Genomic DNA, 20685 nt, shown 5'->3' on the forward strand with positions numbered 1-20685 from the left:
CGCCGTTTCAACAAGATACCGGCTTGAAAGAGAGCTAGGGTTTACAGAGAGGCATGGCAAATGAGCACCGAAGTGAAGCGGTACGCGTTCCGCCTGTCGCAGCTATCCGAAGTCTTGGGCGGGCGGCTTGAAGTTGTCGAGTATTCCGGCGATGGTTTGCCGTATGTTCTCGCCACCGACTACGACGCCCTGCACGCAGAGGCCGAGGCGCTGCGGGCTGAGAATGGTCGATTGCGTGAGGATCACGACAAGGCGTGGCGCCATGCTGGCGTGAATGCTGAGAATGTGGCTGCGCTTAGCAGTCAGCTGGAGGCGGCGCGGGGATTGCTGGTAGCTGACCTACAAAAGCTCCTGCCGGAACTGGACGATGCACTGGAAGACCTTGAGCTTCACGGCTGCCACGATCAGCAAGGCTATCGCAAGCTGAAAGACTGGTTCCGAAAGGTGGAAATCCAGACACGCAAGCTGGATTCAGCACTCACCACCACCCATGCGCCGGAAGAGCAGGCCGAGCAGGGAGAGCGGCAGGAGGCGGTGGCGTGGATCGTTCCTGACTTCGGATTTCTATTCCCGACCGAGGATGCTGCGCAGCGATACCTGCGAAACATCAACGATTTGCGTAAGCCTACTGCGCTCTACGCCACACCGCAGCCAGGCCAGGACGTGCGGGCGCTGTTGAGCGCCGACGATGTGCGTGACGCCTGCGCCAATGCCGTATCGGTTTTCGCCGAAGAGGTGAACGCCGACCAGTGCCGCGAAGTGGCCGAGTACATGCGCGAAGTGCTGCTGGCACAGATCGCCCGCCGCCAGGCGCAACGCCAATGACCGCCCCCGAGGAAATCCACAACGTCAGTCAAGGCCAGTTCAGCGTCGCACGTCACTTCGGCGGCTGCACCTACATGGGGCAGACTTACATCTACGACGCCGGCCAGGACAGGCTGATCCGCCGCGACGTTTACCTGGCCAGGCTGAAAGAAGACAAGGCCGAAGCAAAAGCCCTGCGCAATGCAGAGCGCAAGCGCTGGACGGAAGCGCAGAAGCACCTGCTCTAACCACCACCCCACCCCCTTTTTCTATCTGCCCACAACGTAGGGCGGGAGGATTTGCTGTGTCCGCTATTCAACAGGTCAGCCATTCAGAGCTGATAGAGGAAATCGAACCATTCTTCGCGCCGATGTCCGCCGACCTAGTGGACAGCCTGATCGGCCAGTACAACGCTGCCCGCGCCAACGTCGAAGCCCTGGCCGCTGCCGTTCGCGCTGGCCAGAACGCCTCGGTGCTGCACTACTTCGTCGAGGGCAACGTCAAAGAGCAGCGCCACAGCATGCCGACCACGGTTGAATCGCTATTCCGCGTCGAGGGCGCTATCGCCCAGCTCAACGCAGACTTCTGGAGCCGCGCGCTGCGCCTGACTGACGTGATGGATTACATGCCGCAGGTGCGCCGCGACGAGTGGCACGAGCAGATCCGCAACCCGGAAGGGCGCAAGGCTGGCCGGCACACTAGCGAGACGGAGCTGCCGCCGCTGCCGGAGTTCGAGGAGGCCACCGTGCGCTCAACCATCGCCGGCCTGCTGCACAACCGCTCTCAGTTTCTGGCCGAGCGTGTCGACGGCATCTTCCGCGCCCTGAGCCGCCAGCACGTGACCAATCAGCCCCAGGGGTTCGGCAAGCGCATGATCATCGCCAACGTGTTCGGCTACCAGACGCACGGGCACATCAACGACCTGCGCTGTGTAATCGCCAAGTTCATGGGCCGCGACGAGCCGAAGCACGGCGCGACCGACCCGGTGATCAAGGCAGCACGGCGCCAGAACGGTGAGTGGATGCCGGTCGACGGAGGGGCGCTGCGCATCCGCGTCTATGGCGGCGTCGGCACCGCACACCTCGAGGTGCACCCTGACATGGCCTGGCGCCTGAACGCCATCCTGGCCAGCCTGTACCCGCTCGCCATCCCGGCCGAGTTTCGCACCAAGCCGAAGCGCGCCAGGAAGGTGAAGGACTTCGAACTGTTCGACCGGCCGCTGCCGTTCGCCGTGGTGCAGCTGCTGGCGGAAATGCGCGAGGTGCGCGAGCGGATTGAACCAGCATGGCCAGAGCGCTATCGCGCCGTTCCGAACGCACGCGAGTTCGGCTACGGAGAGAAGGACAAAGCCGCCGTGGCCGAGGCCGAGAAAGTGCTGATGGCCATCGGCGCCGTGAAGGCCGGCAGGCATTGGCAGTTCGACTACGACCCGACCGAGGTGCTGGATCAGGTTGTGTGCTCAGGCTGCATACCTGACCACAAGTCGCACCAGTTCTACCCGACGCCGGAGAGCGTTGCGGCGCTGGCTGTCGAACTGGCGCAGATCGGGCCGGAGCACACCTGCCTGGAGCCGAGCGCCGGCCAGGGCGGCCTAGCCGACATGATGCCGAGCACTCGCACCATCTGCGTCGAGATCAGCGACCTGCACTGCCAAATCCTGAAGGCAAAGGGCTATGCCACGGTGCAGGCGGACTTCTTGAAGTTCACCAGCGACAAGCCGTTCGACCGTATCTGCATGAACCCGCCATTTAGCGAGGGCCGCTGGCATGCCCACCTGCAGCACGCAGCAAGCATGCTGGCTGCTGATGGACGCCTGGTCGCCATCCTGCCGGCCAGCGCCAAGGGCAAGCCAGTGCTGGAAGGCTTTGACCTGCAGTGGTCGACGATCATGGAAAACCAGTTCGCCGGCACCAGTGTTGATGTCGTGATATTGGCCGCACAGAGGAGTAACGCCGCATGAAACTGATCACGCTTGAGAAGTGGGCGGGGGTGGTGCCATGTTCATGACACCGCAAGAGGTGGCCGAACTGACCGGCTACAAGAAGCCGTCAGCCCAGATCAAATGGCTGGAGGCCGAAAAATTCGGCTACGTGGTAGGCGGCGACGGGCATCCCAAGGTGCTGCGCGACGTTGTATTGTCACGCCTTGGGGCAACCAAGTCATCGAAGAGAGAGCCACAGCTAAGGCTTACAGGATGAGGGCGCACGCATGCGACCGAGGAAGAAGGATCGGCACCTGCCGGCCTGCATGTATCACAAGCACGGCGCGTACTATCTGGTGCGCAAGGGGAAGTGGGAGCGGCTCGATACGGACTATCAGGCCGCCCTGCTCGCCTATGCCAAGAAAACGTCAGAGGCTGCTGCAGGAGGAATGCCAGACCTGATCACCAGAGCCCTGGCGCACCACCGCAAGAACATCAGCGACAACACAGCAAAGCAGTACGAGGCGGCAGCCGAGCGCCTGAAAACGATCTTCGCCGAGTTCGAGCCGCGCCAGGTGCTGCCGAAGCATGTTGCTGCTGTGAAAATGGAACTGGCCGACACACCGAACATGTGCAACCGCATCCTGTCGTTTCTGCGCATCGTGTTCAGTTATGCCCTGGAGTGGCAGGAAGTCGACAGCAACCCGTGCATCGGCATCCGGCGCCACCAGGAGGCGCGCCGGGATCGCTACATCACCGACGCCGAGTTCGCCGCGCTACTCGTCGCCGCCAGCCCATACATCCGCTGCATCCTCGAGATGTGCTACCTGACCGGCCAGCGCATCGGCGACGTCATCGCAATCCGCCTGGCCGATATCACCGAGGAAGGCGTGGCGTTCACCCAGGAGAAAACTGGCGCCAAGCTCATCGTGGCCATGACGCCAGACCTGCAGGACGTAATCGCTCGAGCAAAGGCACTGCCTCGCAAGATCCGCGCGCTGACGCTGTTCTGCTCCCGTACCGGTAAGCCGGTCTCATACGACACCGTGAAAATGGCGTTCCGCGAGTTGCGCAAGAAAACCGGTATCGAGACGGTGACCATCCACGACATTCGGGCGAAGTCGCTCACCGACGCCGACAAAGAGGGCAAGAACGCCCAAACCCTGGGCGGCCACACAGACGCGAGAATGACCGCAAGATACCTGCGAGGCCGGTTGCCGAAGATCGCCCAGGCCCCGACAATGCCCACCAAAGCAAGCTGAGTATTAGACAGAACCACATATGTCAAAAAGACAGGACACGCCGAAGCCCCGTGAAATGGACATTTCCGCCCACACCCCGATGATGCAGCAGTACTGGAAGCTGAAGAACCAGCACCCGGATCAGTTGATGTTCTATCGTATGGGTGACTTCTACGAGATTTTCTACGAAGACGCGAAGAAAGCAGCCAAGCTGCTCGACATCACCCTGACCGCACGCGGCCAGTCGGCCGGCCAATCGATCCCCATGTGCGGCATTCCTTTCCATTCGCTCGAAGGCTATCTGGCCAAGCTGGTCAAGCTCGGCGAGTCTGTGGTGATCTGCGAGCAAATCGGCGACCCGGCCACCAGTAAAGGCCCGGTGGAGCGCCAGGTGGTACGCATCATCACCCCCGGCACCATCAGCGACGAAGCGCTGCTCGATGAGCACCGTGACAACCTGCTGGCCGCGGTACTAGGCGACGAACGTCTGTTCGGCCTGGCCGTGCTGGATATCACCAGCGGCCGCTTCAGCGTGCAGGAGATCAAAGGCTGGGAAAACCTGCTGGCCGAACTGGAACGCCTGAGCCCCGCCGAGCTGCTGATCCCGGATGACTGGCCGCAAGGTCTGCCCGCCGAGAAACGCAAAGGCTCGCGCCGCCGCGCGCCGTGGGATTTCGACCGCGACAGTGCCTTCAAGAGCCTGTGCCAGCAATTCAGCACTCAGGACCTGAAAGGCTTCGGCTGCGAGAACCTGACCCTGGCCATCGGCGCCGCCGGCTGCCTGCTTGGCTATGCCAAAGAAACCCAGCGCACCGCCCTGCCCCACCTGCGCAGCCTGCGTCACGAGCGTCTGGACGACACGGTGATTCTCGACAGTGCCAGCCGCCGCAACCTGGAGCTGGACATCAACCTCGCCGGCGGCCGCGACAACACTCTGCAGTCGGTGATGGATCGCTGCCAGACCGCCATGGCCAGCCGTCTGCTGGGTCGTTGGCTGAACCGTCCGCTACGTGATCGCACGGTCCTGGAGGCGCGCCAGGACGCCATCGCCCGCCTGCTCGATGGCTATCGCTTCGAAATGCTGCAGCCGCAGCTCAAGGAAATTGGCGATCTGGAACGCATTCTTGCCCGCATCGGCCTGCGCAACGCCCGCCCACGCGACCTCGCCCGCCTGCGCGACGCTCTGGCGGCACTGCCCGAATTGCAGATGGCGATGACCACGCTGGACACCCCACACCTGCAACAGCTCGCCAGCAGCATCTCCACCTACCCGGAACTGGCCGACCTGCTGGCCCGCGCCATCATCGACAACCCGCCGGCGGTGATCCGTGACGGCGGCGTGCTGAAAACCGGCTACGACGCCGAGCTGGACGAGCTGCAGGCGATGAGCGAGAACGCCGGCCAGTTCCTCATGGATCTGGAAGCCCGGGAGAAGGAGCGCACCGGCCTAGCCAACCTCAAGGTCGGCTACAACCGCGTGCACGGCTATTTCATCGAACTGCCGACCAAGCAGGCCGAGTCGGCGCCAGCTGACTATATCCGCCGGCAGACGCTCAAAGGCGCCGAGCGCTTCATCACCCCCGAGCTGAAGGAATTCGAAGACAAGGCCTTGTCGGCCAAGAGCCGCGCCCTGGCACGGGAAAAGATGCTCTACGACGAGTTGCTCGAACGCCTGATCGGCCATCTGGCGCCGCTGCAGGATAGTGCCGCAGCCCTCGCCGAACTGGACGTACTGAGCAACCTGGCCGAGCGCTCGCTGAACCTTGACCTGAACCGCCCGCGCTTCGTCGACGAACCATGCATGCGTATCGAACAGGGCCGCCACCCGGTGGTCGAGCAGGTGCTGACCACGCCCTTCGTGGCCAACGATCTGGATCTCGACGACAGCCGCCGCATGCTGGTCATCACCGGGCCGAACATGGGCGGTAAATCGACTTACATGCGCCAGACTGCGCTGATCGTGCTGCTGGCCCATATCGGCAGCTTCGTGCCGGCGGCGGCCTGCGAGCTATCGCTGGTCGACCGTATCTTCACCCGTATCGGCTCGAGCGATGACCTGGCTGGCGGCCGTTCCACCTTCATGGTGGAGATGAGCGAAACTGCCAACATCCTGCACAACGCCAGTGAACGCAGCCTGGTGCTGATGGACGAGGTCGGCCGAGGCACCAGTACCTTCGACGGCCTGTCGCTGGCCTGGTCAGCCGCCGAGCACCTGGCGCGCCTACGCGCCTTCACCCTGTTCGCCACACACTATTTCGAGCTGACCGTGTTGCCGGAAAGCGAGCCGGTGGTGGCCAACGTGCACCTCTCGGCCACCGAGCACAACGAGCGCATCGTCTTCCTCCACCACGTTCAGCCAGGCCCTGCGAGCCAGAGTTACGGCCTGGCTGTAGCGCAACTGGCTGGTGTACCCGGCACGGTAATCAGCCGCGCACGCGAGCACCTGGCGCGCCTGGAAGCCACCAGCCTGCCACACGACCTGCCACGCCAGGAAGCCGGCCAGCCGCAGGCGCCGATGCAAAGCGATCTGTTCGCCAGCGTGCCGCACCCGCTGCTGGAGCAATTGCACAAGATCAATCCGGATGATCTGACTCCGCGCAAGGCGCTGGAGCTGTTATATACATGGAAGACGCAGATCTAACGCTCAATACAACAAACTGCTAGAATCGCGCGCAATTTTACGACCGCCCGGTTTACAGCCTGAGCCGCGGCCACAGACAGAGCGCCTGGCAGCCCTTCGCAGAAAGAGCCCAGGCCGCCGCCCGAGGAGAGAATCAGAATGACCTTCGTCGTCACCGACAACTGCATCAAGTGCAAATACACCGACTGCGTGGAAGTCTGCCCGGTGGATTGCTTCTACGAAGGCCCGAACTTCCTGGTCATTCACCCGGATGAATGCATCGATTGTGCCCTGTGCGAGCCGGAGTGCCCAGCGCAGGCGATCTTCTCGGAAGATGAAGTGCCCGAAGATCAGCAGGAGTTCATCGAACTGAACGCCGACCTGGCTGAAGTGTGGCCGAACATCACCGAGAAGAAAGAAGCACTGCCGGACGCCGAAGAGTGGGATGGCGTGAAGGACAAGCTGCAACATCTGGAGCGCTGAGTTCGCCCAGAAACACAAAGACCCGCCAAGTGCGGGTCTTTTACTTTCAAACACCGGAGCGACGGAGCGTCAGGCTGGCACTACGAATAACGCGCAAAAAAAAGGGGCGGCTTGCGCCGCCCACTTTTATTCCCTAGTCCCTTTGTTTCCCAACTCATCGTCCTGATGAATCGCGTCTTGCGATGTTCCTGACCCTCATCCTGACGGCCTGTGCTTGTCCCTGAGCACGGGTGTGATATTAGCCGCTTCAGGCAACCGCACAACCCGACTCAGATTGACCCAGTCTGTTCATGATTTTTTAAAATCCTTAAAAAACAAACAGTTAAGTAAAGAATCAGTAAAAACCATGGACTTTCAGAACATATACTGACAATACCTGTAAGCGATGGCTTACATAAGCGCACATAAAAAACCCGGCCGGAGCCGGGTTCGTGATCGAGGCGAAACCTCACTGAAACAAGGCGTCGCTGGACAAGCCGTTCTTCTCGAGAATCTCCCGCAGGCGCTTTAGCGCCTCGACCTGAATCTGCCGCACTCGCTCGCGGGTCAGGCCGATCTCCTGCCCTACTTCTTCAAGGGTACAGCTTTCATGGCCGCGCAGACCGAAGCGGCGCACAACGACTTCCCGTTGTTTGTCGGTCAGGTCGGAAAGCCACTGATCGATGCTCTGCGACAGATCATCGTCCTGCAATAGCTCGCACGGATCGGTCGGACGATCATCGGTCAGGGTATCGAGCAGTGTCTTGTCCGAGTCCGGACCGAGCGAGACGTCCACCGAGGACACCCGCTCGTTGAGGCCGAGCATCCGCTTGACCTCGCCCACCGGTTTTTCCAGCAGGTTGGCAATTTCTTCCGCAGAAGGCTCATGGTCAAGCTTCTGGGTCAGTTCACGAGCTGCACGCAGATAGACGTTGAGCTCCTTGACCACATGAATCGGCAAACGGATGGTTCGCGTCTGGTTCATGATGGCGCGTTCGATGGTCTGGCGGATCCACCAGGTTGCATAGGTCGAGAAACGGAACCCCCGCTCCGGATCGAATTTTTCCACGGCGCGAATCAAGCCGAGATTGCCCTCCTCGATCAGATCGAGCAGAGAGAGACCACGGTTGACGTAACGCCGAGCGATCTTCACGACCAGGCGCAGGTTGCTCTCGATCATGCGTTTGCGCCCAGCAGGATCGCCCTTCTGCGCCAGACGCGCGAAGTGCACTTCCTCTTCGGGAGTGAGCAAGGGAGAGAAACCGATTTCGTTGAGGTAAAGCTGAGTGGCGTCTAGCGCTCGGGTGTAGTCGATGTATTTGTGCTGCTTGGAGGGGGTGGCGTTCTTCGCCTTGGTACGTGCGACCGGTGCTTCCACCTCATCGCCCTGAACCTCGCCGAAAACGATGCCTGGCTCCATGAGGAGCAGTTCATCGTCGACGTCAAACTCCGGCGCTTCTTTTTTGATGAGAGCCATTGTTGTTGTCCCTAGCTGAGTTCGACAACAGACTCTGGCGGAACCGTCCTGGCCACACCTGAGCCCGTCCCTCCTACGTGATGGAACGGGTCAGCGACGGATCAACGACGTGGCAGATATTGCAGCGGATCGACAGGTTTACCTTGGCGGCGAATCTCGAAGTGCAGCTTCACCCGGTCGGCCCCTGTGGACCCCATTTCGGCAATACTTTGCCCGGCTTTGACCTGCTGCCCCTCCCGTACCAACAACCTGCGGTTATGACCGTAAGCACTTACGTAGGTATCGCTGTGCTTGATGATGATCAACTCGCCGTAGCCCCGCAAACCACTCCCGGCGTACACCACTGATCCATCAGACGCAGCTAAAACAGGCTGGCCTAATTGCCCTGCGATATCAATGCCTTTATTCAAACTACCGTTTGAGGAAAAACGGCTGATTACTGTGCCGTCGGTTGGCCAGGACCAACCGCTGGCAGAACGACTCACTGGAGTGACTGGCGTCGTCGCTGGTGTATTAGCTACCGGCGGGCGAGCGGGCTGAGTTGCAGGCGGCGCAGTAACGGCAACCGGCGGACGACTGGGCACTGGTTGGGTGATAACCGTCGAGGTGGTTGGAGGCGGTGCCGAAGCGACCGGCTGACTGTTACCTACCGGGCGGCTGTCGAAACGGATCGTCTGGCCAACGCGGATCACGTAAGGATCACGCAGGCCGTTATGGGCAGCCAGCGCCTTCCAGTCCCAGCCGAAACGAAAGGCAATGGAATAGAGCGTGTCGCCACGCTGCACCACATAGTGGCCGCTGCGCACGGGCTGACGCTGTACTACTGGAGCACGCCCCTGGTTCTGTCCACGGTCGACTACCTGCACACCACCTGGGGGCGAGCTGGCACAGCCGACCAACGCGGAGGCAGCAAGCATGGCCAGAGGCAGGCGAATGGCTGCTACTGCGCGGACTAGCACGTGAAGGACGGTCCAACTCACCCAACAGCTCCCTGAATGATTCCGAGTACGACGCCTATTGTGCCGTATTTATTCGGCGCGACCAGTATCGACTGGCCGACGACTCGCCAGCCACTCCAAACCGAGCACTAGAACGATGCCGCCGATTGCCAGTGCAACGGCAAACAGCAACTGCGGATCCTGACCACTAATTTCGGCAAATTTCCCTGGCAGCAGATTGCTCTCCAGCAACGGCACCTGCTCGCCCTTGCTGTCGATACGCCAGCTCAGGGTCTCCTTCCAGGGCCAGACCTTGTTCAGCGAACCCAGCATCAGACCAGCGAGAAACGCCAGACTGAGGTCACGCCAACGTGAAAGCAGCCAACTGAGCAGGCGAGCGAAACTGAGAATGCCAACCAGACAACCGCTGGCAAACACCGCCAAGACCATAAGATCGAGCTCTTTCACCGCCCCCAATACCACCGAGTAAAGACCCAGCAGAAGCAGGATGAAACTGCCCGAAATACCCGGCAGGATCATTGCGCAGATAGCGATGGCACCAGCCAGAAACAGAGTCGGCAGGTCACTGCCCCACTGCATGGGCGCCGCGACGGTGATCCAGTAGGCGAAAGCCAGACCGAGCACAAAACTCACCACCCTGCTCCAGTTCCACCGCCCGATCTCGCGCCCCACCAAATAGGTGGACACCAGAATCAATCCGAAGAAGAACGACCACACCGGAATTGGATGATGGTGTAGCAAATAGGTGATCAAGCGCGCGAGTGTCAGGACACTGGTGAGGATGCCGCACAGCAGCACCAGCAGAAAGGTCGCGTTGGCCATCTGCCAGGCGTCCTTGATGCGACCACGCAGCAGAAGCAGGAGCGCTTCGGGAATGCTGGCGATGGAGCGCAGCAGCTCGTCATAAATGCCACTGATGAAAGCGATGGTGCCGCCGGAAACGCCGGGCACGACATCTGCAGCGCCCATGGCCAAGCCCTTGGCATAGAGCAGAAAATGTTTCTTCATGGATCCTTCCGGAGCGAAAAAGCGATCAGGCCAGCGGCCCGTTGAGTAATGGCACGAAACGCACCGCATCGAGCACATGCCGGGAAAAGCCCTGCTCTTCACGTACGATCAGCAACAACTGCTGCACATCGCCACTGCCGACCGGGATGACCAGCCGTCCACCTGGAGCCAGCTGATCTAGCAAGGCCTGCGGCACTTGCGCGGCAGCGGCGGTGACGATAATGCCGTTGTACGGGCCGAGCGCGTTCCAACCTTCCCAGCCATCACCCCAGCGAAAGACCACGTTGCGCAGCTTGAGTTCGACCAGACGCTCCTTGGCGCGATCCTGCAGCACCTGAATGCGCTCCACAGAGAACACCCGCTCGACCAGCTGTGCCAGCACGGCGGTCTGGTAACCGGAACCGGTACCGATCTCCAGCACCTTGTCCAGCGGGCCAGCGGCCAGCAGCAGTTCGGTCATGCGACCGACCATGTAAGGCTGGGAAATCGTCTGGTTATGCCCGATGGGCAGCGCCGTGTCTTCGTAGGCACGGTGCGCCAGGGCCTCATCGACGAACAGATGACGCGGCGTACGGCGGATCACTTCCAGTACCCGAGCGTTCGACAGCCCTTCCTCATAGAGGCGCTGGATCAATCGCTCACGGGTGCGCTGCGAGGTCATGCCGATCCCGCTGCGCTGCATGTCGTCCTGGCCACGCATCAGAAGATGCCCTCCAACCAGCCATCCATAGTTTCGAGAGCCTCATTGAACGTGCGATCAAGCCGTAGCGGCGTGATCGATACATAACCTTGCATCACGGCATGGAAATCGGTGCCCTGACTGCCATCCTCGACATCACCGGCAGCCGCAATCCAGTAACCTTCCTTGCCACGCGGGTTGACCACCTTGACCGGAGCCGCCGCGCGCGCGCGATGGCCAAGTCGGGTCAGCTGCACGCCACGAATATGTTCCAGCGGCAGATTCGGCACGTTGACATTGAGCACGGTGCGCGGCGGCAGTTCGAGCTGCTCGTGCGCCTCGACCAGTTTACGGGCGAAATAGGCAGCGGTCGGCAGGTTGTCGGGAAGACGCGACAGCAGCGAGAAAGCGAACGCTGGCTTGCTCAGGAAACGTCCTTCGAGCGCGGCGGCGACGGTCCCGGAATAGAGCACGTCATCACCCAGGTTGGCCCCCAGATTGATGCCAGAGACGACCATGTCCGGCGTCTGCTCGAACAAGCCATTGAGCCCCAGGTGCACGCAATCGGTCGGCGTGCCATTAAGGCTGATGTAGCCATTGGCCAAGGCCATGGGATGTAGCGGACGATCGAGCGTCAGTGCGCTGCTGGCGCCGCTCTTGTCTTCGGCAGGCGCGATCACTACGCACTCGGCATAGTCGGCCAGCGCTTGGTGCAACGCAGCGATACCGGGTGCGTTCACCCCGTCGTCGTTGGAAATCAGAATTCGCATGGAGTATCCGTCTGCCCTGCTGGCACCAGATCGAGCAATTCGCGCACCACCACGGTGGCGAAACACCCGGCCGGCAGGACGAATGCAAGTTGCAGAATATCGGGTTCGGGATAATGCCATGACAGGCCGCCGATGGGGAGGCGCAGAATTCGCCGTTCGTGCGCCATGTCCGCCTTGATCAGCCATTGCACCAGCTCCGCGCACTCTTCAGCCACCGACTGCTCCAGCGCCTGCACCGTAGCGACGCTCGGCAGCGCACCATCGCCCCAGAGTGGGCCTGTCGGATGCACGTCGAGCGCGGCAAGCCGCGGATCGCTGCATTCGGCCTCCCCCGCGACAAAAAAACTGCGACTGGTGGTGAACGCCAGCACATCGCCGACCTGCGCCTGGTTCCAGGTACCGGCAGCCACACGCTTGGCCAGCACCTGGTTGAACAGGTAACTGCGCGCCGAAGACAGCAGGCGCGAGCGCAGGTTGCGCTGCACCGGCAACTCCTGACGCGAGGCGAAATCACGCGCCTGCTCGACATTGCCGCCATCGAAGCCAAAGCGCTGCAAGCCGAAATAGTTGGGCACGCCTTGTTCGGCGATACGCTGCAGACGCTGCTCCAGCGCATCGCGGTCCGCCTCCAGGGCAGTCAGGCGCAAGGTGAATCCGTTGGCGGCATGGGCACCGCGCTGCAATTTGCGGTTGTGTCGCTGGCTGCGCAGGATGACCATATCATCGCCCTGCGCAGCGGCCAGATCGGGGTCGGCCTTGCCCGGCAGGTGCAGACTGAACCACTGCCGGGTCAGCGCCTGACGATCCTTGAGTCCCGCGTAACTGACCGTCTTGAGCGGCAGACCGGCAGCGCGGGCGATCCGCCGGGCGGCCTCCTCGGTATTCAGGCCACGCTTTTCCACCCATAGCCAGAGGTGCTCACCCTGCCCAGTGAGCGGGATATCCAGCACTTCATCGACCTGAAAATCCTCGGCAGTGGCCTTGAGCACCGCCCGACCACAGGCCTCACCATGGGCGCGCGGCCCGAGCAGCTGCAGCTCGTTCATGCCTTGACCAGCAGGGCGACGGCGTGCACCGCGATACCTTCCTCACGCCCGGTGAAACCCAGCTTCTCGGTGGTGGTGGCCTTGACGTTGACCTGATCCAGCTCGATGCCCAGATCCTCGGCAATGCCCTCGCGCATACTCTGAATGTGCGGAGCCATCTTCGGCGCCTGGGCGATGATGGTGGCGTCGACGTTACCCACCGCGTAGCCCTTGCCACGCACCAGGCCCATCACATGGCGCAGCAGCGCACGGCTATCGGCGCCTTTGAAAGTCGGATCGGTATCGGGGAAATGTTTGCCGATATCGCCCAGCGCTACTGCACCGAGCAGGGCATCACTCAGCGCGTGCAGCAGCACGTCACCGTCGGAATGAGCGACAAGACCGAATTTATGGGGAATCCGTACGCCGCCGAGGGTGATGAAATCGCCTTCGCCGAAGCGGTGTACGTCATAGCCATGACCGATACGCATAAAGAACAACGCCCTGAAAAAGTCAGGGCGTGATTCTAACCGCATTGCCCCGTAGCCCGGATGAAATCCGGGGGGCGAATTTCTCGGATTTCATCCGGGCTACGACTACCGCAAAGCAGCAGCGTGATGACGCAGGTGATCGTCGATGAAGCTGGCGATGAAGTAGTAGCTGTGGTCATAGCCCGGCTGCATGCGCAGCGTCAGCGGATGAGCGGCCGCCTTGGCCGCAGCCTGCAACGCCTGCGGCTTGAGCTGGCCTTCGAGAAAATCGTCACGATCGCCCTGATCGACCAGGATCGGCAGCTTCTCGCTGGCCTCGGCGATCAGCACGCTGGCATCCCACTCACGCCAGCGCGAACGCTCCTCGCCCAGATACAGGGAAAAGGCCTTCTCGCCCCAGGGACAGTTCATCGGATTGCTGATCGGTGAGAACGCCGATACCGACTGGTAACGCCCCGGATTCTTCAACGCACAGATCAGCGCACCGTGACCGCCCATGGAATGGCCGGCGATGCCACGCTTGTCCGAGACGGGGAAGTTGGCCTCGATCAGCGCCGGCAACTCCTGCACCACGTAGTCGTACATGCGGTAGTGCCGCGCGAAGGGCTCCTGGGTGGCATTGACATAAAAGCCTGCACCCAGACCGAAGTCATAGGCGCCGTTGGCGTCATCGGCCACGCCCTCGCCACGCGGGCTGGTGTCCGGCGCGATGATGATCAACCCCAGTTCGGCTGCCATGCGCTGAGCGCCAGCCTTCTGCATGAAGTTCTCGTCGGTGCAGGTCAACCCGCTCAGCCAGTACAGCACCGGCAGCTTGGCGCCCTGCTCGGCCTGAGGCGGCAGGTAGACAGCGAACACCATGTCGCAGTTGAGGCTACTGGAGCGATGGCGGTAGCGCTTGTGCCAGCCGCCGAAGCTCTTGTTGCTGGAAACGATTTCGAGGGTCATGGCCACTCCGTAGGGTGCGCCATGCGCACCAGGGATTAGCGGTGCGCGCAGCCTAGGAGGCCCCACGCACCCTACGAAAGAATCCGCACGACCATCAGCCGTGCGGCACGCCATCAGAAATGGATGACGGTACGAATGCTCTTGCCCTCGTGCATCAGCTCGAACGCTTCGTTGATCTGATCCAGCCCCATGTTGTGCGTGATGAAGGTATCCAGCGGGATTTCGCCTTTCTGCGACTTCTCGACATAGCTCGGCAGCTCGCTGCGACCCTTGACGCCACCGAAGGCACTGCCGCGCCAGACGCGACCGGTCACCAGCTGGAATGGGCGGGTGCTGATCTCGGCACCGGCCGGCGCGACGCCGATGATGGTCGACTCGCCCCAGCCCTTGTGGCAGCACTCCAGCGCAGCGCGCATCAGTTGCACGTTGCCGATGCACTCGAAGCTGTAATCGACGCCACCGTCGGTCATCTCGACGATGACTTCCTGGATCGGCTTGCTGTGCTCCTTCGGGTTGACGAAATCGGTGATGCCCAGCTCACGTGCCACGGCTTCCTTCGCCGGGTTGATGTCGATACCGATGATGCGCGAAGCCTTGGCCATCTTGGCGCCGATGATCGCCGCCAGACCGATGCCGCCCAGACCGAAGATGGCCACGGTGGAGCCTTCGGTGACCTTGGCAGTATTGAGCACGGCACCGATACCGGTGGTCACGCCGCAACCGAGCAGGCAGACCTTGTCCAGCGGCGCCTCCTTCGGGATCACCGCAACCGAGACTTCCGGCAATACGGTGTATTCGGAGAAGGTCGAACAGCCCATGTAGTGGTAGATCGGCTCACCGTTGTAGCTGAAACGGGTGGTGCCGTCCGGCATCAGGCCCTTGCCCTGGGTGGCACGCACCGAGCTGCACAGGTTGGTTTTCTGCGACTTGCAGAATTTGCACTCCCCGCACTCGGCGGTGTACAGCGGAATCACATGGTCGCCGACCTTCACCGACGTCACACCCTCACCTACCGCCTCGACGATGCCACCGCCCTCGTGGCCCAGCACGCAGGGGAACACGCCTTCGGAGTCCTGACCGGACAGGGTGTAAGCATCGGTATGGCAAACGCCAGTGGCGACGATGCGCACCAGCACTTCACCGGCCTTCGGCGGCTCGACATCGATCTCGACGATCTTCAGCGGCTCGTTGGGCGCGAAAGCGACGGCAGCACGGGACTTGATCATGAAAGCTCTCCTGAGCGTTGCGAAAGTGCCGAGCAGTCTAGAACAACGGCTTGAAGAGATAATTCAACAGATATAAAAACATTATTGCCACACAGGGATAATATGCTCATCCATCAATGACACTGGAGCAAACCATGAGTCGCTGGGAAGGACTCGACGAGTTCGTCGCAGTCGCCGAATGTGGCCAGTTCAGCGCCGCCGCTGAGCGACTGGGACTGTCCACTTCGCAAGTCAGCCGCCAGGTGGCGCGCCTGGAGGACCGCCTGCAGAGTCGCCTGTTCTACCGCAGCACGCGTCGCGTGGCGCTGACCGAGGCCGGGCAACTGTTCCTGCAGCATTGCCAGCGCCTGCAGGATGCGCGCGAAGAAGCGCTGCGGGCAGTCGGCGACCTCGGAGCGGAGCCCAAGGGGCTGCTGCGCATGACCTGCGCGGTGGCCTATGGCGAGCGCTTCATCGTGCCGCTGGTGAATGACTTCATGGCTCGTCACCCGCAGTTGCGGGTGGAAATCGAATTATCCAACCGCCAGTTGGACCTGCTGCACGAAGGCCTGGACCTGGCCATTCGCCTGGGGCGTCTGCAGGACTCACGACTGATGGCGGCACGCCTGGCGCCTCGGGAAATGTACCTGTGCGCTGCGCCGGAATACCTCCAGCGCTATGGCCGGCCACACTCGTTGTCGGAACTGGCCCGCCACAACTGCCTGATCGGCAGCAGCGATCACTGGAGCTTTGCCGAGAACGGCCGGGAAACCCAGGTGCGAGTACAAGGCAACTGGCGCTGCAACAGCGGCCAGGCCGTGCTTGATGCGGCGCTACGTGGGTTCGGCTTGTGCCAACTACCGGACTACTACGTGCTGGAATACCTGCGCAGCGGGCGGCTGATCTCCCTGCTGGAACAGCACCGTCCACCGAATACTGCGGTCTGGGCGCTCTATCCGCAGCAACGCCACCTCTCACCGAAGATCCGCCAGCTAATCGACTCGTTGCGCCTGGGGCTCAGTCAATGCGCCGAGTACGCCGCCCCCGCCTGAGCCCTGCAACAACCTTGTCGCTCAGCTGAACCGTCATGGAATGTCACAAGCTGGGGCGAAACTTGGACGAGGCGACCGCGTCACAACCAATGTCCCCGGCTAACGGGGCCTCACGAATTCAGCAGCATGAGGACATGGTTATGCAGGTACTGGTCAACAGCGGTAAGCACGTCGCCTCGTCGATGGCCTTCAAGGAAGACATCAGCAGTCGCGTGCGCAACAAGCTGCAACGCTACGAGGATCACCTCACCCGGATCGAAGTCCACCTTTCCGACGAGAACGCGCTCAAGAGCGGCCCCCAGGACAAGCGCTGCAAGGTCGAGGCACGGATGAAAGGACGTGACCCGCTGACGGTATCCCACGATGCAGAGGAAATGCATCAGGCCATCGACGGCGCCATGAACAAGCTGACCAACGCGCTGGATCGCAACCTGGGCAAGGACGCCAGGAACTGGACGCACTGAGGCAACGATGCAATCAATGGCCGCTTGGCCAGAGTGACTGCAGATAGTGCAGATCTTCCGGGCGGGTGACCTTGAGATTGTCCGCCCGGCCTTCGATCAGACGCGGCGCCTGCCCCGCCCACTCCATGGCAGAGGCCTCATCGGTAATCGCCACCTGCGCCTGCAGCGCCTGGCTCAGCGCGCCATGCAATGCCCCCAGGCGGAACATCTGCGGCGTATAGGCCTGCCAGATCACACTGCGATCCACGGTCTGCACCACTCGCCCGTCTGCACTGGCACGCTTGAGCGTATCGCGCGCCGGCACGGCCAGCAGGCCGCCCACCGGATCATCGGCCAACTCTGCCAGCAAACGGTCCAGATCCTGTCTGGCCAGATTGGGGCGCGCGGCGTCATGCACCAGCACCCAGTCCTCGGCCCCCGCGCCTTCGGCAAGCAGCGCCTGCAACCCGGCCAGTACCGAATCGGCCCGCTCACGCCCGCCTGGCGCGCGACGCACACGCGGATCGCTGGCAACCGGGAGTTGCGGCCAGAACGGATCATCCACCGCCACGCATACGACTGCTCCCAGCAAGCCAGGATGATCGAGAAAGCAAAGCAGGCTGTGTTCGAGAATGCTGCGACCGGCAATCTGCAGGTACTGCTTGGGGCGGTCGGCAGCCATCCGTGCACCGACGCCAGCTGCTGGAATCACCAGCCAGAATGGGACTGTCATTCGGTCAGCAGGTAGAGGGTTTCACCCTCTTTGAGCATGCCCAGCTCCTGCCGTGCGCGCTCTTCAACGGTCTCCATACCGCGCTTGAGCTCCATCACCTCGGCCTCGAGGATGCGGTTACGCTCCAACAGACGCTCGTTCTCGCCCTGCTGCTCGGCGATCTGCTGCTGCAGGCGGCTTACCTGGGCAAGACTGCCCTCGCCGACCCACAGACGATACTGCAGACCGGCAAGCAGCAGGATCAGCACGATGAACAGCCAGTACGGACTACGCATGGAGCGGCTCGCAGATTGAGTCATCGGCATGGTAGGGGCTGCGTTCATGCTTGAAAAGAAGCCGACTGATGAGTGACATGGGGTTTAAGGTTCTGCATCCGTGCAAGGGTTCCCGGAAATCGACGAAACGCCGACGAAAAAGGTCATATCAGCAATGGCACAGCCCTTGTAGGAGCGGCTTCAGCCGCGAAAATTCGCGAATAAATCCGCTCCTACATGCCGGCACCAGCGCTAGGCCGCCACAAAAAAGGGCGACTTGCGTCGCCCTTTTCTACCACGCAGTGATCAGCCGCGGAACTCGGCACGACCTTTATAGGGCGCCTTGCCGCCCAGCTGCTCTTCGATGCGCAGCAGCTGGTTGTACTTGGACACACGGTCGGAACGGCACAGCGAACCGGTCTTGATCTGACCCGCGGCAGTACCCACGGCCAGATCGGCGATGGTGCTGTCTTCGGTTTCGCCGCTGCGGTGCGAGATCACCGCGGTGAAGCCGGCGGCCTTGGCCATCTGAATGGCCTCCAGGGTTTCGGTCAGCGAGCCGATCTGGTTGAACTTGATCAGGATCGAGTTGCCGATCTTCTCGTCGATGCCGCGCTTGAGGATCTTGGTATTAGTGACGAACAGATCGTCGCCAACCAGCTGTACCTTCTCGCCGATCTTGTCGGTCAGCACCTTCCAGCCGGCCCAGTCGGACTCGTCCATGCCGTCTTCGATGGAGATGATCGGGTAACGCTGGGTCAGGCCAGCCAGGTAGTCGGCGAAACCGGCGGCGTCGAAGACCTTGCCCTCGCCTTCCAGATCGTACTTGCCGTCCTTGAAGAACTCGCTGGAAGCGCAGTCCAGGGCCAGGGTCACGTCGTCGCCCAGCTTGTAGCCGGCGTTGGCCACGGCCTCGGCGATGGCGGCCAGAGCATCTTCGTTGGAGGCCAGGTTCGGCGCGAAGCCACCTTCGTCACCCACGGCAGTGTTCAGGCCACGGGCCTTCAGCACGGCTTTCAGGTGATGGAAGATCTCGGCGCCCATGCGCAGGGCGTCGGCGAAATTCTTGGCGCCGACCGGCTGTACCATGAATTCCTGGATGTCGACGTTGTTATCGGCATGCTCGCCGCCGTTGATGATGTTCATCATCGGCACCGGCATGGAGTAGACGCCCGGGGTGCCATTCAGGTCGGCGATGTGCGCGTACAGCGGCACGCCCTTGGCCTGAGCAGCAGCCTTGGCAGCGGCCAGAGACACGGCGAGGATGGCGTTGGCGCCCAGCTTGGCCTTGTTCTCGGTACCGTCGAGTTCGATCATCGCGCGGTCAAGCGCTTTCTGATCGGCAGCGTCCTTGCCCAGCAGCAGGTCGCGAATCGGGCCGTTGATATTGGCGACGGCTTTCAGCACGCCTTTGCCCAGGTAACGGCTCTTGTCGCCATCACGCAGCTCAAGCGCTTCGCGCGAGCCAGTGGAGGCGCCAGACGGAGCACACGCGCTGCCGACAATGCCACCTTCCAGAATTACATCGGCTTCCACGGTGGGGTTGCCACGGGAGTCGAGAACCTCACGACCCTTGATGTCGACGATCTTTGCCATTGTTGTTAACGCTCCAAAGGTTGACGATAAGACTGCAGCAGCGGGCTGCGCAGGGCCGCCGCCACCCAAACGGGCAAGGCTGGCGGCACAGTCTGACTCACGGGTCAGGGGGATTTTTCTCGGGCGGCACTTTACCGGATTGCGTCGGCTTCAGGCAGTCTCGATTGGCGGAAAACTCTTCACCAGATCGTCAAGCTGCTTGAGCTGGCCGAGGAAAGGCTCCAGCTTGTTCAGGCGCAAGGCGCACGGGCCATCGCACTTGGCGTTTTCCGGGTCCGGATGCGCTTCGAGGAACAGACCAGCCAGCCCCTGGCTCATGCCGGCCTTGGCCAGGTCGGTGACCTGGGCACGACGACCGCCAGCGGAGTCGGCGCGACCACCCGGCATCTGCAGGGCGTGGGTCACGTCGAAGAACACCGGGTACTCGAACTGCTTCATGATGCCGAAGCCGAGCATGTCCACCACCAGGTTGTTGTAACCGAAGGAGCTGCCGCGCTCGCAAAGGATCAGTTGATCGTTACCGGCCTCTTCGCACTTGGTCAGGATGTGCTTCATTTCCTGTGGGGCGAGGAACTGCGCTTTCTTGATGTTGATCACCGCACCGGTCTTGGCCATGGCCACCACCAGGTCGGTCTGCCGCGAGAGGAAGGCCGGCAACTGGATGATGTCGCACACCTCGGCCACGGCAGCGGCCTGATGCGGCTCGTGAACGTCGGTGATCACCGGCACGCCGAAGGTCTTCTTCACTTCCTCGAAGATCTTCATGCCCTCTTCCAGGCCCGGGCCGCGGAAGGAGTTAATGGAGGAACGGTTGGCCTTGTCGAAGCTGGCCTTGAACACGTAGGGGATGCCGAGCTTCTCGGTCACCCGCACGTATTCCTCGCAGGCCTGCATGGCCAAGTCGCGCGACTCGAGCACGTTGATGCCGCCGAACAGCACGAAAGGCTTGTCGTTGGCGATCTCGATATCGCGAACCTTGATGATCTTCTGCGCCATG

At 61.7% G+C, this 20685-nt stretch carries 22 protein-coding genes; 9 read left to right on the forward strand and 13 right to left on the reverse strand.

Annotated elements, in window-relative coordinates; translation table 11 throughout:
* Nucleotides 1-60: 60 nt before the first annotated feature.
* From ACNFCJ_RS17655 to fdxA, 7 genes are all read left to right on the forward strand, one after another.
* Complete coding sequence (locus ACNFCJ_RS17655; RefSeq protein WP_416772743.1) at nt 61-825, forward strand: hypothetical protein; 765 nt, start codon at nt 61-63, stop codon at nt 823-825.
* Nucleotides 822-1052, forward strand: coding sequence for a hypothetical protein (locus ACNFCJ_RS17660; protein ID WP_416772745.1), 231 nt, complete (start codon nt 822-824; stop codon nt 1050-1052). Before ACNFCJ_RS17655 ends, ACNFCJ_RS17660 begins: the two co-directional genes overlap by 4 nt.
* Nucleotides 1053-1108: 56 nt before the next feature.
* Nucleotides 1109-2764 (forward strand): DUF4942 domain-containing protein, encoded by a 1656-nt coding sequence (locus ACNFCJ_RS17665; RefSeq protein ID WP_416772747.1) that lies wholly within the window; start codon nt 1109-1111, stop codon nt 2762-2764.
* A gap of 37 nt (nt 2765-2801) precedes the next feature.
* On the forward strand, nt 2802-3002 hold the full coding sequence (locus tag ACNFCJ_RS17670; RefSeq protein ID WP_416772749.1) for a DUF4224 domain-containing protein: 201 nt from the start codon (nt 2802-2804) through the stop codon (nt 3000-3002).
* Nucleotides 3003-3012: 10 nt separating this feature from the next.
* Nucleotides 3013-3987: a tyrosine-type recombinase/integrase gene (locus ACNFCJ_RS17675; RefSeq protein WP_416772750.1), complete on the forward strand. Its 975-nt coding sequence runs from the start codon at nt 3013-3015 to the stop codon at nt 3985-3987.
* A 55-nt stretch (nt 3988-4042) separates the two neighbouring features.
* On the forward strand, nt 4043-6607 hold the full coding sequence (gene mutS / locus ACNFCJ_RS17680; RefSeq protein WP_416772752.1) for a DNA mismatch repair protein MutS: 2565 nt from the start codon (nt 4043-4045) through the stop codon (nt 6605-6607).
* A gap of 138 nt (nt 6608-6745) precedes the next feature.
* Complete coding sequence (fdxA, locus tag ACNFCJ_RS17685) at nt 6746-7069, forward strand: ferredoxin FdxA (RefSeq protein ID WP_017678218.1); 324 nt, start codon at nt 6746-6748, stop codon at nt 7067-7069.
* Nucleotides 7070-7517: 448 nt separating this feature from the next.
* On the opposite strand, the gene rpoS is transcribed toward fdxA, so the two are convergent.
* From rpoS to ACNFCJ_RS17730, 9 genes are all read right to left on the reverse strand, one after another.
* Nucleotides 7518-8525 carry an RNA polymerase sigma factor RpoS gene (rpoS, locus tag ACNFCJ_RS17690; RefSeq protein ID WP_004424060.1) on the reverse strand — a complete coding sequence of 336 codons (1008 nt, stop codon included), beginning with the start codon at nt 8523-8525 and terminating at the stop codon, nt 7518-7520.
* Between the two features lie 101 nt (nt 8526-8626).
* Nucleotides 8627-9505, reverse strand: coding sequence for a peptidoglycan DD-metalloendopeptidase family protein (locus ACNFCJ_RS17695; RefSeq protein WP_416772756.1), 879 nt, complete (start codon nt 9503-9505; stop codon nt 8627-8629).
* A 48-nt stretch (nt 9506-9553) separates the two neighbouring features.
* Nucleotides 9554-10492, reverse strand: coding sequence for a DUF368 domain-containing protein (locus tag ACNFCJ_RS17700; RefSeq protein WP_125835728.1), 939 nt, complete (start codon nt 10490-10492; stop codon nt 9554-9556).
* A gap of 25 nt (nt 10493-10517) precedes the next feature.
* Nucleotides 10518-11153, reverse strand: coding sequence for a protein-L-isoaspartate(D-aspartate) O-methyltransferase (locus tag ACNFCJ_RS17705; RefSeq protein ID WP_177429695.1), 636 nt, complete (start codon nt 11151-11153; stop codon nt 10518-10520).
* Between the two features lie 38 nt (nt 11154-11191).
* Nucleotides 11192-11941: a 5'/3'-nucleotidase SurE gene (gene surE, locus ACNFCJ_RS17710; protein ID WP_416772758.1), complete on the reverse strand. Its 750-nt coding sequence runs from the start codon at nt 11939-11941 to the stop codon at nt 11192-11194.
* Nucleotides 11929-12987, reverse strand: coding sequence for a tRNA pseudouridine(13) synthase TruD (gene truD, locus ACNFCJ_RS17715; RefSeq protein ID WP_416772760.1), 1059 nt, complete (start codon nt 12985-12987; stop codon nt 11929-11931). Before truD ends, surE begins: the two co-directional genes overlap by 13 nt.
* Nucleotides 12984-13457, reverse strand: coding sequence for a 2-C-methyl-D-erythritol 2,4-cyclodiphosphate synthase (ispF, locus tag ACNFCJ_RS17720; protein WP_416772761.1), 474 nt, complete (start codon nt 13455-13457; stop codon nt 12984-12986). The genes truD and ispF overlap by 4 nt, the downstream gene beginning before the upstream one ends.
* Nucleotides 13458-13562: 105 nt before the next feature.
* Complete coding sequence (gene fghA / locus ACNFCJ_RS17725) at nt 13563-14405, reverse strand: S-formylglutathione hydrolase (RefSeq protein ID WP_064495835.1); 843 nt, start codon at nt 14403-14405, stop codon at nt 13563-13565.
* Between the two features lie 113 nt (nt 14406-14518).
* Nucleotides 14519-15631, reverse strand: a complete 1113-nt coding sequence (locus tag ACNFCJ_RS17730) for an S-(hydroxymethyl)glutathione dehydrogenase/class III alcohol dehydrogenase (RefSeq protein WP_013716401.1) — start codon at nt 15629-15631, stop codon at nt 14519-14521.
* 134 nt (nt 15632-15765) lie between these two features.
* Here ACNFCJ_RS17730 and ACNFCJ_RS17735 point away from each other — a divergent pair, with 134 nt between their 5' ends.
* Both ACNFCJ_RS17735 and hpf read left to right on the forward strand, forming a co-directional pair.
* A complete protein-coding gene (locus tag ACNFCJ_RS17735; RefSeq protein WP_181564877.1) occupies nt 15766-16662 on the forward strand; it encodes a LysR substrate-binding domain-containing protein in 897 nt (298 codons plus the stop codon).
* A 140-nt stretch (nt 16663-16802) separates the two neighbouring features.
* Entirely contained in the window at nt 16803-17126 is a 324-nt protein-coding gene (gene hpf, locus ACNFCJ_RS17740; protein ID WP_181564878.1) for a ribosome hibernation-promoting factor, HPF/YfiA family, read from the forward strand.
* 13 nt (nt 17127-17139) lie between these two features.
* Here hpf and ispD read toward each other — a convergent pair whose 3' ends face one another.
* The 4 genes from ispD to kdsA all read right to left on the reverse strand — a co-directional run bounded on the left by ispD (nt 17140) and on the right by kdsA (nt 20684).
* On the reverse strand, nt 17140-17838 hold the full coding sequence (ispD, locus tag ACNFCJ_RS17745) for a 2-C-methyl-D-erythritol 4-phosphate cytidylyltransferase (protein WP_181564879.1): 699 nt from the start codon (nt 17836-17838) through the stop codon (nt 17140-17142).
* Nucleotides 17835-18113, reverse strand: coding sequence for a cell division protein FtsB (gene ftsB / locus ACNFCJ_RS17750; RefSeq protein WP_017363771.1), 279 nt, complete (start codon nt 18111-18113; stop codon nt 17835-17837). Before ftsB ends, ispD begins: the two co-directional genes overlap by 4 nt.
* A 285-nt stretch (nt 18114-18398) precedes the next feature.
* Entirely contained in the window at nt 18399-19688 is a 1290-nt protein-coding gene (gene eno, locus ACNFCJ_RS17755; protein ID WP_275547326.1) for a phosphopyruvate hydratase, read from the reverse strand.
* 150 nt (nt 19689-19838) lie between these two features.
* Nucleotides 19839-20684 carry a 3-deoxy-8-phosphooctulonate synthase gene (kdsA, locus tag ACNFCJ_RS17760; RefSeq protein ID WP_181564881.1) on the reverse strand — a complete coding sequence of 282 codons (846 nt, stop codon included), beginning with the start codon at nt 20682-20684 and terminating at the stop codon, nt 19839-19841.
* Between the last annotated feature and the right edge of the window lies 1 nt (nt 20685).

Source organism: Pseudomonas sp. NY15364 (assembly GCF_048068235.1).
Taxonomy (GTDB): Bacteria; Pseudomonadota; Gammaproteobacteria; order Pseudomonadales; family Pseudomonadaceae; genus Aquipseudomonas; species Aquipseudomonas mendocina_D.